Below are 13,311 nucleotides of genomic sequence, written 5' to 3'. Positions count from 1 at the left end.
AAGGAGGAGATTAAGTGAAGACAAATTGGGGGGCAGCTTTCCAGATCGCTGCCGTTTATGTGGGAACCGTGGTGGGAGCGGGCTTTGCCACTGGCAGAGAGATTGTGGAGTTTTTTTCCCGATTTGGTTTTATCGGATTAATTGGGATTATAATGAGCGGCTATATCTTTATTTTTCTCGGTTCCAAATTAATGAGAATCTCTGCACGAATAAAGGCTGCATCATATCAGGAATTGAATGAATATTTATTTGGAAGATTTTTTGGTTCTGCCATTAATATATTGATGCTGTTTATGCTGCTGGGCGTTTGCGCCGTCATGCTGTCGGGAGCTGGTGCAGTGTTTGAAGAACAGATCGGCATCAGCAAAACTGCAGGGTTGCTCATAACGATAGGGTTAACGATTATCACAATGATAGTGGGCATTCGCGGATTATTCGCTGTGAATACGTTTGTTGTTCCAATGATGATTGCATTTAGCTTTATTTTATTGTTCATAAGCATGAAGCTTCCTAGTTTTGCAGATCAGGTTCTATTTATCCCATATGCTGAAGATGGATGGAAAGCAGTTGTGGCTCCGTTTTCATATACGGCTCTGAATTTGACATTAGCACAAGCAGTCTTAGTGCCTGTGGCTTCAGAAATAAATGATGATCGGACAATAAAGTGGGGTGGATACCTTGGTGGAGCCGCACTGACTCTTATCCTGCTTTCCAGCCATTTGACACTGATGATGCTCCCAAATCTGCAGGCTTATGATATCCCAATGGCCGCAATTGTGAAGACATTGGCATCATCTTTCTATTGGATATTTGTTTTTGTCATCTATGGTGAAATTTTCACTTCTGTTATTGGGAATGTGTTTGGGATCGAGAGGCAGGTAAAAAAATATATTTCCGTGCCGAGTATTATAATTGTGGGCTTTATCTTTATAGTTTGTTACTTTATCAGTTTGATCAATTACGGAACCTTGCTTTCCTATTTATATCCGGTTTTCGGATATGTAAGTTTGACATTTATTATTCTTCTGTGGATGAAACCATTTGATAATGGAAGTAAAGGCAAGAAAGCTTAAAAAAGCTAAATAAAGAGATCCGTATTGCACGGATCTCTTATTCACTCCATTATTTTTGCGGCTCCTCTTTCATAATGGTTTTCGCCATCTGAAGGAAAGCCTCTTCATGATCAGCTTCTTCCTTATTGAATAGGGTAAGCTTCAGTGAAAGATCTTCGTTTTTCACTAGATAGGCTGAAACCTTCTCGCCGTTTCCTTCAGCCTTCATAACATTAGCATCTTTGTAAAAATCATCTGAAGGAGCATCAGCTGTCTGCACATTTTCGCTAACAGCTCCTAATTGTGCTTTTGTGTTTTCTTCGATCATGTTCCAATCTGCATCATTCGGAAGAAGTTCAATACGCATGAATACCTGATCATTTTCTGAAAGGTATAAAACATCCTTATTAGGCTCCTCGGCAGTTAGTTCATAGGCGGGCAGAACGTACATAGAATAATTCTGATTATCACTATGTTTCAGGAAGGCAGTCTCTTCCTTGGCTTCACCCTCAACCGTATAAGTCATGTTCTGTTCAAGGATTCTGATTACGCTCTGTCCTTCATCCACAGTGCCCTCTTCTGCTGGATCCTGTTCTTCAGTTTGCTCTTGTCCATCCTGTCCATCTGAAGCTGTTTCTTCTTCATTTTGCCCAGGATCTGATCCATTGCCGGAATCATTCTGAGACGTGCCGCAGCCTGCCAGGATAACAGCAAATAAACCAGAATTAACATAAATTTCGCCATGAATTTCATTAATGTTCCATCCTCCCGTTGTTACTTCTAGCGCTTTTGCATAATTAGACGTAAGTGGAATAAAAGAGTTACATATAAATTCCTATTAATTAGTACATTACCATTTATGTAAAACATCGACAAGACTCAACAAAAACTTTAAAAAAAGACAATCCATTAAGGATTGTCTAATCAACATTGAATCTGCACGTGGCCATTTTAATAAAAAGGGAGCAGGACAAACATCAATAAATCAAAAATCAGGTGGGAAACGATTACTAGCGGAATGCTTCTTTTCCATGCGTAAAGCCATCCCCAGAAGAGGCCTGCGATTAACGCTGCAAAGGCCAGCATCCAGTATCCTGAATAAAAATGAACTGAAGAATAGAGGAGAGACGATAGGATGATGGATAACTTAACAGTCGTAAGTTTCATCAATCTCTTTTGAACGAACCCTCTCCAAAAGACTTCTTCTCCTGGAACAATGATTAAAATCAGCACAATATAGTGCCAGATAAAGGAAGGCGAAAAACGGCCATATAGTTTTTCAACCTGATTAACAAGGGGAAGATTGAGTATTTCAAATAAACTGTAGCCGGCCCAAAAAAGACCGTACAATAGAAAACCTGAAAGGGCCCCATAGGTAATAAATATCCCAAATGAGGCCTTGTCTTCCACTTCCTCCATTATGATGGAATAACTGATTAGAAGCAGTAAAGAGGCAGAAAAGATATACCAAAAAATTGATTTATCCTGAAATGTAAAATACATAAGCAGATGAGCGAGTAATATCCCGCCAATAAAGCGGAGATCTGCGGCAACACTCTTCAATTTTTAATCTCCTTTCAATAAGAAAAGCGGAAGCGCCCTGCCCACCCCCAACAAGCTTATGAACTCGAGGGAGCAGGCGCTGCAGCTGGACAGTTCTCAAAGCAAAAAAACTTTCTTATCTATTAAAAATAACCAAACACTATTCTAACAAAAAACAATCCTAAAAAGTAAGGAAAAGATTTCTTTGGAAACGATAAGATAAAATAATGCAGAAATGCTAATCATAAACCCATGAGAAGGGAGGTATGTATAATGACGAAATCAAAAAGAGAAAAAGAGCGTGCCTGGACGGTAAGAAAGCAGGATCAGCATCCTCATGGCAAAGTGAAATCCTTAAAAGAACTGTCAGGGGAAAAGGAATAATATCTTGGCCTCCTATTCAGGAGGCCGCGTATGTGCAGAATTCCAAGGCTGCGCCTGTTTAATTTGCAAACTAAAAAGAGGACGGTGGAGCAAAAAGCATCAAAAGGCTTGAATGGCAAAGATAAAATAAAAAAATAAAAAAAGCAGCAAGAGAGCTGCTTTTTTTAGACTCCGAAAGAATACGCTTTCATTTTTTCTTTTATACTGCTGATTCTCTTACTACCTTATAATTTTTATGATTGACAACTGTTCTTTGATCTAATTCCAAATCACGGTAGTTATCCATATACGTTAAATCAACAATAACAGAATTCTCATTTACTTTTTCTACAATTCCCTGTAATCCGTCACGAAACTCAATAATATTGCCAACCTCTGCTTTCTTCAAAAAGCATCTCTCCTTTGTCCATTTCTTTCGCTGGTAATAACAGTTTGCACTATATTATGAAATGCGTAAAGAATTTTGCAATTCCACTGATGCTTAGGTAATTTATTACAGCATTAGGTTGGTAATATTATACCAGATAAAAAAATTTGTACATTCAAATTATTTAATATTCAGAAAAAATGATTGGTATGCAAATATAATATTAGATACTTCAAAATTGACAGCACTTTATTTATGATAAGGAAAGAATAGAAATAAAAGGAGTTCTGAGTAATGAATCATGAACAAATCCAGGAAGTGCTCGATCAATTAAAAAATGGAATCATTTCTGAATATCATGTGTCAAAAGATGACTTTCTTCCATTTCGGAGTGTCATAGTGAACAGGGAGGATTTTAAACACTTCCGCGGAGTTGCCCAAAGAGGCGGACACGTTATATATCAATATTTAGATTCGCCCCGGAGCTAAAAAAGGAATGACACTGAAATATAAAGCATAGGAAAGACACCTGAGTGTCTCAGGTGTCTTTCCTGCAAGCCTTTATGAAAAATTGAATAGAAAGATAAGCAAGCAGGGTATAAAAGCAATATTGCAAGTTTGAAGGGAATGAAAAGGTATGAGCAAATTTAAAGGAAAAACAGTCATCGTTACCGGAGGAGCCAGCGGAATTGGCAAGGGAATTGCCGAGACGTTCGCAGCGAACGGGGCCAATGTAGTCATCGCAGACTTAGATGAGATGAAGGGGAAAAATTTAGAAGAAAGCTTGAACAAAAATGGACTTATAAGCATGTTTATCAGAACAGATGTTAAGAATGAAGCAGAAATCAAGGGACTTATAACAAAGGTTTATGATTCATTTGGAGCAATTGATGTTCTAATAAATAACGCTGGCATCTCAAAGTTTCATTCATTTTTTGAGCTGACTGTGGAATTGTGGGATGAAGTGATCAATACGAACCTTCGAAGTGTCTTCCTGTGCAGCAGGGAAGCTGCCAAATTGATGAAACAAGGATCCTGTATTATTAATCTCTCATCTACGAGAGCTGTAATGTCTGAAAGCAATACAGAAGCATATTCAGCATCAAAAGGAGGAATTATGGCGATCACCCATGCTTTGGCCAGCACGCTCGCTGAAAAAGGGATCAGAGTTAATTGTATAAGTCCCGGCTGGATTGAAACAGGAGATTATGAAAGTCTCAGGAAGATTGATCATAAACAGCATTTTGCCAACAGGGTTGGAAAACCCGGGGACATTGCAAGGACCTGCCTATTTTTAGCCGATCCAGAAAATGATTTTATAACAGGAGAAAACATAACGGTAGATGGAGGCATGACAAGGAAAATGATTTATGAACCATAATAACTGTCTATTTTCTTAATAATACGATATTCAGCACAAAAACTGCACCAATGAAAATAAGGCATAGCAGGATGTTAATCATTATTCTCGCCTCCTGTCTTAAAGACATTGTAAAATAGCCTCGTTAAATCGCGGTGAGTTCTTTGTAAATTTACTGTGAAAAATGATAAATAAGTTATAAACACGAACAGGCTCATATCCTTTAAATGCTTTAGAACAATTAGAGCGAGTGATTCTAGTGGGAATTACTATGATTATGATTTCATCCGTTTAATTTGCGGTGGGAATTTTGCTTGGGTATTGTATGTCAAGTACTCATTCATACCTATTAACGCCTGTCCATGTCCATATAGGTTTACTTGTGGCATTTCTGGCTTTATTATATAGAGCTTCCAATCATCCTTGGTCCTGGTAACGGAGATTAATGCCTTTCTTCCTGGTACTGCTATTGGAGCCGCTATTACTGCTGCCGGAATTTTAATTTTCGTATGAACAAACTGAAAACTTTATAAGCTGATTAGTCAGGAATTAGCGTATTGGATTTATTATTCATGCGTTTTTCTTTTTGTCAGGCGAACTATCAGATAATTGTAAATAATAATATTTTTTAGTAAAATTATACCAGTCAATCTAAAACGCAGAGAGCAGCATGGAAGTGAACAGGAGGGCAAAAATGAAATATATGGACAAGCTTAAAACAGAAATTGGGAAAGTAATATCAGGGAAAGACCTGGAAATTGAATTGATGGCCATTTCCTTAATATTCAATGGCCATATCTTATTGGAAAGTGTGCCTGGAACTGGAAAAACAATGCTTGCCAAAGCATTTGCCCGCACTATTAATGGGGATTTCTCACGCATTCAATTTACACCGGATGTTTTGCCGAGTGATGTCACGGGCATACGTTTCTTCAATCCGAAAAATCAGGAATTTGAATTTCATCCTGGGCCAATTATCTCGAATGTTGTACTTGCTGATGAAATTAATCGTGCAGCACCAAGAACGCAGTCAAGTCTTCTCGAAGTTATGGAGGAGCGCCAGGTCACCATTGATGGACACACAATTAGACTTGACCCACCTTTTATGGTTATAGCTACACAGAATCCGGCTGAATCTCAGCAGGGGACATTTCCGCTACCTGTTGCTCAGCTTGACCGTTTTTTTATGAAACTTAAAATGGATTATCCTAGCAGGGAAGAGGAAAAGGCGATGCTTCAAATGTATCGAAGCGGTGCCGCTCCTTCGGAAGTCAATGCCATTTTCATCTTAGATCAAATCATTAATTTAAAGAAGGATGCCGGCAAAATTATTCTAAATGAGCCTGTTGAAGCTTATTTGCTGGATATTGTAAGGAAGACACGTGAACATGCGGATATTGTATTGGGGGTAAGTCCCAGAGGAATGCTTGCCTTAATGAAAGCTTCCCAAGGCAAAGCGCTTATGGAGGGAAGAAACTATGTGATACCTAATGATATTAAAGAAATGGTTCCATTTGTGCTTGGTCATAGGATTTTCCTTTCCACTGAAGCTTCTATGACAAAAAGCCCTGAGTCGGTTCTGAAAGAAGTGCTGGAATCTGTGCCAGTTCCTGTAGAGTCAGGTGCTCTCTAGTATGGAGTGGAAAAAGTATCATGCTGAAGACGGGTATTTGTCCCTTTCAAGTGTATTCTCCGTATTTTTATTAATAGCAAGCTTTTATTTAAAATCATGGGAAGTATTTCTGGCATCAATCCTTTTTCTGCTTATAATATCTGCCAATACATATTATATGAAGCACCTGGGGGAAAAGCTGAGTCTGCAAAACACGAAGGTCAGATACAAATTGTTTGCCGGACAAGAAGCAAAATGGATTTTGGAATTTGATAATAAAGGGCTTCCCATTTTAAAAGGAGAATTAAGGATTTTATTTGACGATTGTATTTGTCCGGTGGATCAAAATCTGGAGCCCAGGCTGGGGAAATTTGAGCTTTCTATCCCTTTTTCATTAAATCATAATGAAAGAAAAATAATAACAATCCCCATTTCTGCAAGGAAAAGGGGAGTTTCAAAAATAAGAAAATTGGAGTTATATATTCCTAACTTTATAGGTTTTGGAGAAACCATTCTTGAATATCGTGCTCAACTGCTGCAGGATGCATTGGTCTATCCAAGTCGTCTGCCAGTTAAAAATATCCTGTCACTCTTTACAGACCGCCCAGGCACTTTTCTTTCCGCCTATTCACTTTTTGAGGATCATTTTTCGCCAGCCGGAACAAGGCAGTATGTTTCATCTGATAGTTTTAATCGGATCAATTGGAAGGCAAGTGCGAGGAAACAGAGTTTGCAAACAAAGGTCTTTGAAAAAGCTGCGGAAACAGGCTGGAATATTTCGCTTAATGTTTCAGCTGGACATTCAATATCTGCACAACTGGAAGAACGCATCAGCAGCGCAGCAGAAATTGCCTATATTTGTGTTAAGGAAAATATCCCTTTTTCCATGTGTATAAATATCCGGACTGCTGGCAGCACTCCCTTTTATTTTATATCTGCTGCATCTGGAAAAGATCATCTGCAAAAGGTGCTTGAAATGCTGGCTGTTGTAGATAATCATTATTCTATTTACCCTTATGAAAAAATGCTTTCCTTTTATGAAAGACATTTGACTAGTCAGCCTTATTTCCTTCATGCAGGAGAATTGAATCCAGCGGCTTCCAGCGCAATAACTAATATCAGCCGAAAAGGAGCATTTTTATTTGAACTGCAACTGCTTAATGAAGAAGCCGAATTGAGGCCGCTTCAAGTGAAAGCGAAGGAAGTGGCAATACAATGAAAAAAATGTTTGAAGTGAGTTTTCTTCTTGGCATTGAAATCATTTTTGGAGCACTAGTGTTATTCCCTTTTTATATGGCTAATGAAGCGGCTGTTCCTCTCACTGAATATTTTGTGCTTGTTTTTCCTGCAGGAATGGCCTTTATAATTCTGCTCATCAGATTTAGAGAAAAAGGGAAGGTTCTTTTTTTCTTTTAGAGCTTCCTTTATTATATGTAATCGGAAATTTTCTATCTTTTTCCTGGTTTTTTATAGTACTGATGAGTTTTTTGGTTTTTTGGAGAACTTATGTTCATTTCAATGAACATAATAACCGGCCTGAGGGCTGGTGGATTCTGCTTACGGTTTTTTTCGGAACTTTCCTGGTTATCTTTTCGGCCATAAAGGACGGTGCTTATACTGGAGAAATTGTGGGATTAATGATATTTGAACTGTTTTTTATCATCTCTGGAGGGTTTATAAAACGTATAATTGAATCGGATGCAAATGCGAAAGAAAAGAAAAGGTTTTTAATTTATTTCTTGTCACTGACTGCTTCAATTCTTGCAGTTGGCATGGTAGTTTCCTTCGGTATGGGAACTGTCAAGTTCCTATTCTTTGGTATCCTAAAATTAATTGCTTCTGCAGCTGCCATCATTGCTTCACCGCTGTTTAATTGGGCAGAGAAACAGGATTGGGCAGTGCATATGAAGTTCTTATCTGAGAATGAAAGCCGTGATAACGATGTACTCTTCAAGGAACCTGCTGATTTGGGGGAAAGCGGGCAATACATAGATCCTGCTGCCTTAATATCTATCCTGTTTATTATAGTTATCATTTTTCTGTTCATTTATATTTATAAAAAAACTATAAAGGTAAGATTCGTGAAAAATGGAGCTGTATTTGCCTCTTATAGTCAGCAGATTGAAGATGAAGGAACATTGCTGTCAAGGAGGTTTCAGCATATTGCTCCTGAAAATCAAATCCGTAAAGAGATTTTTCACCTGGAAAGACATGCAGCTAAATTTGACCTGGGAAGAAAAGAGTCCGAAAGCTTGCCTGAATGGTTTGATAGAATAGGGCTCAAGGACCCCGAAAAGATTGTAGATGCCTATGAAATAGTCCGATACAGCAATAACATGTCCACTCAAAGCGTTGAGAAATATAAACATGCAGTGGATCAAATAAAAAAAGAAATAAAAAGGATTCATAAGGAAAATTTGAAAAGGAAACAGGCAAAGAAAAACTCTAAATAAATAATGTGTATAGTCTTTTCTCATATGGGAAAGGGCTTTTTTAAAACCAATACAAGCTATTGCGTTTAAAGGGATAAGCTAGAGGGTATACGGAAACTGGAAAAGGAGCTGCATATGACAACAGATTTGCTATTCGCAATAAGAGGAGTAAGGGTTAATAATATTTTGAATGTGGATCATCTTGACATAAGAAAAGAAAAAGTAACTTGTATTACGGGTGAAAGCGGCGCTGGAAAGTCAACTCTCATGAAATTGCTGAACAAAATGATTTCCCCGGATTCTGGTGAAATCTTCTATGAAGGCGCCCCGCTAAAAGATATAGATTCTGTCCAGCACAGAAGAAAGGCAGTCATGCTTTCGCAGGTTCCATTAATATTTCCTGGCACAATAAAAGATAACTTGATGATGGGTTATATGCTCAACGGATCTAAACCTGATGGTGATGAAGTACTTAAGCAGGCACTACATAATATGCAAATGACTAAGGAGCTTGATGAAGATGCAGGGACTCTTTCCGGCGGGGAAAAACAGCGGCTGGCATTGGCAAGAATTCTGCTTCTTGCAGCTGATGTCTATCTGCTGGATGAACCGACTGCTGCATTGGACGAAGACACCGAAATGATGGTTTTGGGTCATTTTATCGCGGAAATTAAAAAGAAGCATGCTTCATTAATCATGATTACTCACTCCAGGAAAGTCAATGAGCAATATGCAGATGAAAGGATTGATTTATCCCAGCTGCCGTTCAGGGAGGAGATGGAGAAGAATATCTAAGGGGGATTATGATGGAAAATAGCTCCATTATTGATATTGAATTTTGGCGGCTAATATCAGCTTATTTATTTGTGCTTCTTCTTATCATTATCTTTAAAGTGAGAGGAATCGCCCGTGAGAAAAAGCTGACTATTGCAGCTTTCAGAATGACACTTCAGCTCGTAATTGCAGGCTATGTATTAACTTGCTTGTTTGAATTTTCCAATCCGCTGTTGACATTAGGTGTTATCTTGATTATGGAAGGTTTTGCTATTTATACAATATATAAACAGGCTGGAACCAGGCTTTCAGTAAACCTTAAGAAAACCATTGCGATATCCATGATAGCCGGTACATCCTTTTGTCTTGTGTTTTTTAATTTTGTAGTTATTCATTTTGAGCCGTGGTATGATCCACGCTACTTTATTCCAATAGCAGGGATGATAATTGGCAACTCCATGACAGGCATTACTTTAAGTGTAAAGGAGCTTCTAAATTCCTTTACAACTCAAAAAGATATGATTGAGGGTGCACTAATGCTTGGCGCTGATCCAAAAGCTGCAGTTAAGCCATATGTTAATCATGCTTTTGATTCTGCTGTTCTGCCGACTATCAATAATATGCTGGGAATGGGCATCATATTTTTGCCTGGGATGATGACAGGGCAGATTCTATCAGGAGTCAGCCCATTGCTTGCGATTGAATATCAGATTGTTATTCTGCTGGGGATATTGGGAAGCGTAGGTTTATCGGTAATCTTATTCATCCTTCTGGCTCATAGGAATTTTTTCAATCTGGATGCCCAATTTTTTCCGGAAGGAAAGAACTAGATTGCTTAATAGCCTAAGCTCACAGCATTTCACTCTTCTGGCCCGCATATAATGAAAAAATCAATCAAAAAGGCGGGATAAAATAATGAAAGTTGAATCCGAAAAAGCATTAAGAGTGAAAAGTTTATCTCAAGATATTTTAGAGCATCTGATGGAAGACAGCACTTCTTATAATCATGAAGACTTGAAACATGTCATAGAAATGCTTTCGCGATCCGTATCGGATCTTGCCACATTGTATACGGACCGGGAATGCGATCATGAAACGGCTCTAAAGGGAACCATTTCAAAAATGCGAATCAGCTATAATGTACTTCAATACAAAGAAACTTCAAAACTGGTTAGAAAACAAGATAAGTATCATCCACAGCCATAAATCAAAAGGAATATTGGATCTGAAACATTAAGTAGAAATCATTGGCAAATGAAAGCGTTTTACTCAAAAAAGTGTGAACAAACGTGAAAAATTAAGGGTTTTTCATTGTCTAAATGAATGTGAAATGCTATTCTTTTGTCTGAGATGTAAGTTGTCCGATGACTTAATTGCAGCCAGGTAATATTTCCTGATTTTATGGAAGTTTTCAAAGTGCAGAGAAGCTTCGAGACGAAGTGATTTTATTAATTTTTCTCAGCCTTTTTGAACAACTATATACATGAATAATAGGGCGTTGGAAAAAATAAAACAGCATATAGGACGAAATATCCGGCATCATTACTGTTTCATCCTGCTGCTGATTTGCAGAATAAGTTCCAGTTCCCGTCTTTAAGTTCGTGAGGCAACGCCTTGCACATCTTAATACAATCATTAATAAGAAGGAGATTGATCCCATATGGTTCAAAAACAATTTAAAGTAATTGCAGAAACAGGAATTCACGCTCGTCCAGCTACAATGCTTGTACAAGCTGCCAGCAAATTTGACTCAGAAATTCACCTTGAGTACAAGGAAAAGAAGGTAAACCTAAAATCAATCATGGGTGTTATGTCTTTAGGTGTTGGACAAGGTGCAGATATAACTATTATTGCTGAAGGCAGTGATGAACAGGATGCCCTTAACAGCCTTGAAGAAACACTGAAAAAAGAAGGTTTGGCTGAATAATGAGCTTTTTAAATGGAATTGCGGCGTCAAGCGGTATCGCAATAGCGAAAGCATACCGTTTGGTTGAGCCGGATCTCTCTTTTGATAGAAAGACAGTAGAAAATGCGGAACAAGAAGTGGAACGCTTTCAGTCGGCATTAGCTGAATCTAAAGGTGAATTGGAAGTCATCCGCGATAATGCCCATAAAGAACTTGGGGCTGATAAAGCTGCTATTTTCGATGCTCATCTTCTTGTATTAAGTGATCCTGAATTAATTTCGCCAATTGAAGATAAAATCAAAACAGATAAAGTAAATGCTGAATCTGCTTTAAAAGAGACAGCAGATATGTTCATTACAATGTTCGAACAAATGGACAATGAATACATGAAAGAGCGTGCAGCGGATATCCGTGACGTAACAAAACGCGTACTTTCTCATTTGCTTGGAGTGCAAATTGCGAATCCCAGCATGATTGCAGAAGAAGTAATCATTATTGCTGAAGACCTGACCCCTTCCGATACTGCTCAGCTGAACCGCCAGTTCGTAAAAGGTTTTACAACTGACATTGGAGGCAGGACATCTCACTCTGCCATTATGGCCCGTTCCATGGAAATTCCAGCAGTAGTGGGGACAAAGGAATCCACAAAGCAAATTAAAAATGGTGACCTGGTTATCGTGGATGGATTAAAAGGTCTGGTACATATTAATCCGACCCCAGAGGCCATCGCCGAATACAAAGAAGAACACCGCAAATTCGAGGATCAAAAAGCTGAGTGGGCAAAGCTAGTAAACGAAAAATCAGTTACTGCTGATGGCCATCATGTTGAATTGGCTGCCAATATCGGCACTCCAAAAGATCTGAAGGGCGTAGTTGAAAATGGCGGAGAAGGAATTGGCCTTTACCGCACGGAATTTTTATATATGGGAAGAGACCAGCTTCCAACTGAAGAGGAGCAGTTTGAATCCTACAAAGCTGTCCTGGAAGGAATGGGCGGAAAACCGGTTGTAGTCCGTACGCTTGATATTGGCGGGGATAAAGAGCTTCCTTATCTAAATCTTCCTAAGGAAATGAACCCATTCCTGGGCTTCAGGGCGATTCGCCTATGTCTGGAAGAACAGGATATGTTCAGGACACAATTAAGGGCTTTGTTAAGAGCAAGCACTTATGGAAACCTGAAAATCATGTTCCCTATGATTGCAACTCTCGATGAATTCCGTCAGGGCAAAGCAATCCTTGAAGAAGAAAAACAAAAGCTTATAAGCGAAGGCTCACAGGTTGCTGACAACATTGAAATTGGTATTATGGTTGAAATTCCTTCAACTGCTGTTATGGCTGAGCAATTTGCTAAAGAAGTTGATTTCTTCAGCGTAGGCACAAACGATTTAATTCAGTACACAATGGCTGCAGACCGAATGAATGAGCGTGTTTCTTATCTTTACCAGCCGTATAATCCTGCAATCTTGCGTTTAGTTAAAATGGTTATTGACGCAGCACACAAGGAAGGAAAGTGGGCAGGCATGTGCGGTGAAATGGCTGGGGATGAAACTGCAATTCCATTGCTGCTGGGATTAGGACTTGATGAGTTCTCCATGAGCGCTACGTCGATCCTTAAAGCTCGTTCTCAAATCAGTCACCTAAACAAAAAAGACATGGAAGCACTGGCTGAAAAAGCGCTTCATATGAATACAGCAGAAGAAGTAGTCCAAGCTGTAAAAGAAGCAGCGAAACTGTAATTAAATTGAAATAATTAAAGAGTTTTAAATATAATTTCCCGGGTAAATAAGAAGTAAGCACTTAGGTCAGTCTTAAGTAAGCTGATCATTCTCATTTTCCCCCTTTTTAAGCCGGCCAATAATGGCCGGTTTATTTTTTATCCTTC

17 protein-coding genes are annotated in these 13,311 nt (G+C 38.7%); 13 read left to right on the top strand and 4 right to left on the bottom strand.

From position 1 onward, the window contains the following. Positions 1–14 precede the first annotated feature (14 nt). Complete coding sequence (locus M5V91_RS13210; protein ID WP_009331032.1) at positions 15–1,073, top strand: YkvI family membrane protein; 1,059 nt, start codon at positions 15–17, stop codon at positions 1,071–1,073. Positions 1,074–1,122: 49 nt separating this feature from the next. On the opposite strand, the gene M5V91_RS13205 is transcribed toward M5V91_RS13210, so the two are convergent. From M5V91_RS13205 to M5V91_RS13195, 3 genes are all read right to left on the bottom strand, one after another. Further along, positions 1,123–1,620: a DUF8580 domain-containing lipoprotein gene (locus M5V91_RS13205; RefSeq protein ID WP_284522196.1), complete on the bottom strand. Its 498-nt coding sequence runs from the start codon at positions 1,618–1,620 to the stop codon at positions 1,123–1,125. After that, a complete protein-coding gene (locus M5V91_RS13200; RefSeq protein WP_284522195.1) occupies positions 1,599–1,805 on the bottom strand; it encodes a hypothetical protein in 207 nt (68 codons plus the stop codon). The genes M5V91_RS13205 and M5V91_RS13200 overlap by 22 nt, the downstream gene beginning before the upstream one ends. 198 nt (positions 1,806–2,003) lie before the next feature. Further along, entirely contained in the window at positions 2,004–2,615 is a 612-nt protein-coding gene (locus M5V91_RS13195) for a CPBP family intramembrane glutamic endopeptidase (RefSeq protein ID WP_019381646.1), read from the bottom strand. 252 nt (positions 2,616–2,867) lie between these two features. On the opposite strand from M5V91_RS13195, the gene M5V91_RS13190 reads away from it, so the two are divergent. Beyond that, the gene (locus M5V91_RS13190; RefSeq protein ID WP_019381647.1) at positions 2,868–2,978 is read left to right on the top strand and encodes a DUF6254 family protein; all 111 of its coding nucleotides are present in this window, start codon (positions 2,868–2,870) and stop codon (positions 2,976–2,978) included. A gap of 199 nt (positions 2,979–3,177) precedes the next feature. Here the strand turns inward: M5V91_RS13190 and M5V91_RS13185 are convergent, their stop codons facing one another. Next, positions 3,178–3,366 (bottom strand): YkvS family protein, encoded by a 189-nt coding sequence (locus tag M5V91_RS13185; protein WP_009331029.1) that lies wholly within the window; start codon positions 3,364–3,366, stop codon positions 3,178–3,180. Between the two features lie 273 nt (positions 3,367–3,639). Between M5V91_RS13185 and ykzS the strand changes: the two genes are divergently transcribed. From ykzS to ptsP, 11 genes are all read left to right on the top strand, one after another. Then, complete coding sequence (gene ykzS, locus M5V91_RS13180; RefSeq protein ID WP_009331028.1) at positions 3,640–3,834, top strand: protein YkzS; 195 nt, start codon at positions 3,640–3,642, stop codon at positions 3,832–3,834. A gap of 148 nt (positions 3,835–3,982) precedes the next feature. Further along, positions 3,983–4,726, top strand: a complete 744-nt coding sequence (locus tag M5V91_RS13175) for an SDR family oxidoreductase (RefSeq protein WP_009331027.1) — start codon at positions 3,983–3,985, stop codon at positions 4,724–4,726. 673 nt (positions 4,727–5,399) lie between these two features. After that, the gene (locus M5V91_RS13170; protein WP_009331026.1) at positions 5,400–6,338 is read left to right on the top strand and encodes an AAA family ATPase; all 939 of its coding nucleotides are present in this window, start codon (positions 5,400–5,402) and stop codon (positions 6,336–6,338) included. A 1-nt stretch (position 6,339) separates the two neighbouring features. Beyond that, complete coding sequence (locus tag M5V91_RS13165; protein ID WP_251175670.1) at positions 6,340–7,536, top strand: DUF58 domain-containing protein; 1,197 nt, start codon at positions 6,340–6,342, stop codon at positions 7,534–7,536. After that, on the top strand, positions 7,533–7,733 hold the full coding sequence (locus M5V91_RS13160) for a hypothetical protein (protein WP_284522194.1): 201 nt from the start codon (positions 7,533–7,535) through the stop codon (positions 7,731–7,733). Before M5V91_RS13165 ends, M5V91_RS13160 begins: the two co-directional genes overlap by 4 nt. 71 nt (positions 7,734–7,804) lie before the next feature. Next, positions 7,805–8,770, top strand: a complete 966-nt coding sequence (locus M5V91_RS13155; RefSeq protein ID WP_284522193.1) for a hypothetical protein — start codon at positions 7,805–7,807, stop codon at positions 8,768–8,770. 114 nt (positions 8,771–8,884) lie between these two features. Next, positions 8,885–9,544: an ABC transporter ATP-binding protein gene (locus M5V91_RS13150; RefSeq protein WP_009331023.1), complete on the top strand. Its 660-nt coding sequence runs from the start codon at positions 8,885–8,887 to the stop codon at positions 9,542–9,544. A gap of 11 nt (positions 9,545–9,555) precedes the next feature. Then, positions 9,556–10,353 carry an ABC transporter permease gene (locus M5V91_RS13145; RefSeq protein WP_009331022.1) on the top strand — a complete coding sequence of 266 codons (798 nt, stop codon included), beginning with the start codon at positions 9,556–9,558 and terminating at the stop codon, positions 10,351–10,353. A gap of 85 nt (positions 10,354–10,438) precedes the next feature. Further along, entirely contained in the window at positions 10,439–10,729 is a 291-nt protein-coding gene (locus M5V91_RS13140) for a hypothetical protein (RefSeq protein WP_009331021.1), read from the top strand. Between the two features lie 454 nt (positions 10,730–11,183). Continuing rightward, complete coding sequence (locus M5V91_RS13135; RefSeq protein WP_009331020.1) at positions 11,184–11,450, top strand: phosphocarrier protein HPr; 267 nt, start codon at positions 11,184–11,186, stop codon at positions 11,448–11,450. Then, positions 11,450–13,165, top strand: a complete 1,716-nt coding sequence (gene ptsP, locus M5V91_RS13130; protein WP_009331019.1) for a phosphoenolpyruvate--protein phosphotransferase — start codon at positions 11,450–11,452, stop codon at positions 13,163–13,165. Before M5V91_RS13135 ends, ptsP begins: the two co-directional genes overlap by 1 nt. Positions 13,166–13,311: the final 146 nt, after the last annotated feature.

It is taken from the genome of Cytobacillus pseudoceanisediminis, assembly GCF_023516215.1.
Classification (GTDB): domain Bacteria; phylum Bacillota; class Bacilli; order Bacillales; family Cytobacillaceae; genus Cytobacillus; species Cytobacillus pseudoceanisediminis.
Note: the sequence above shows the minus strand (reverse complement) of the source record. Positions and strands in the feature narration are given on the sequence as shown.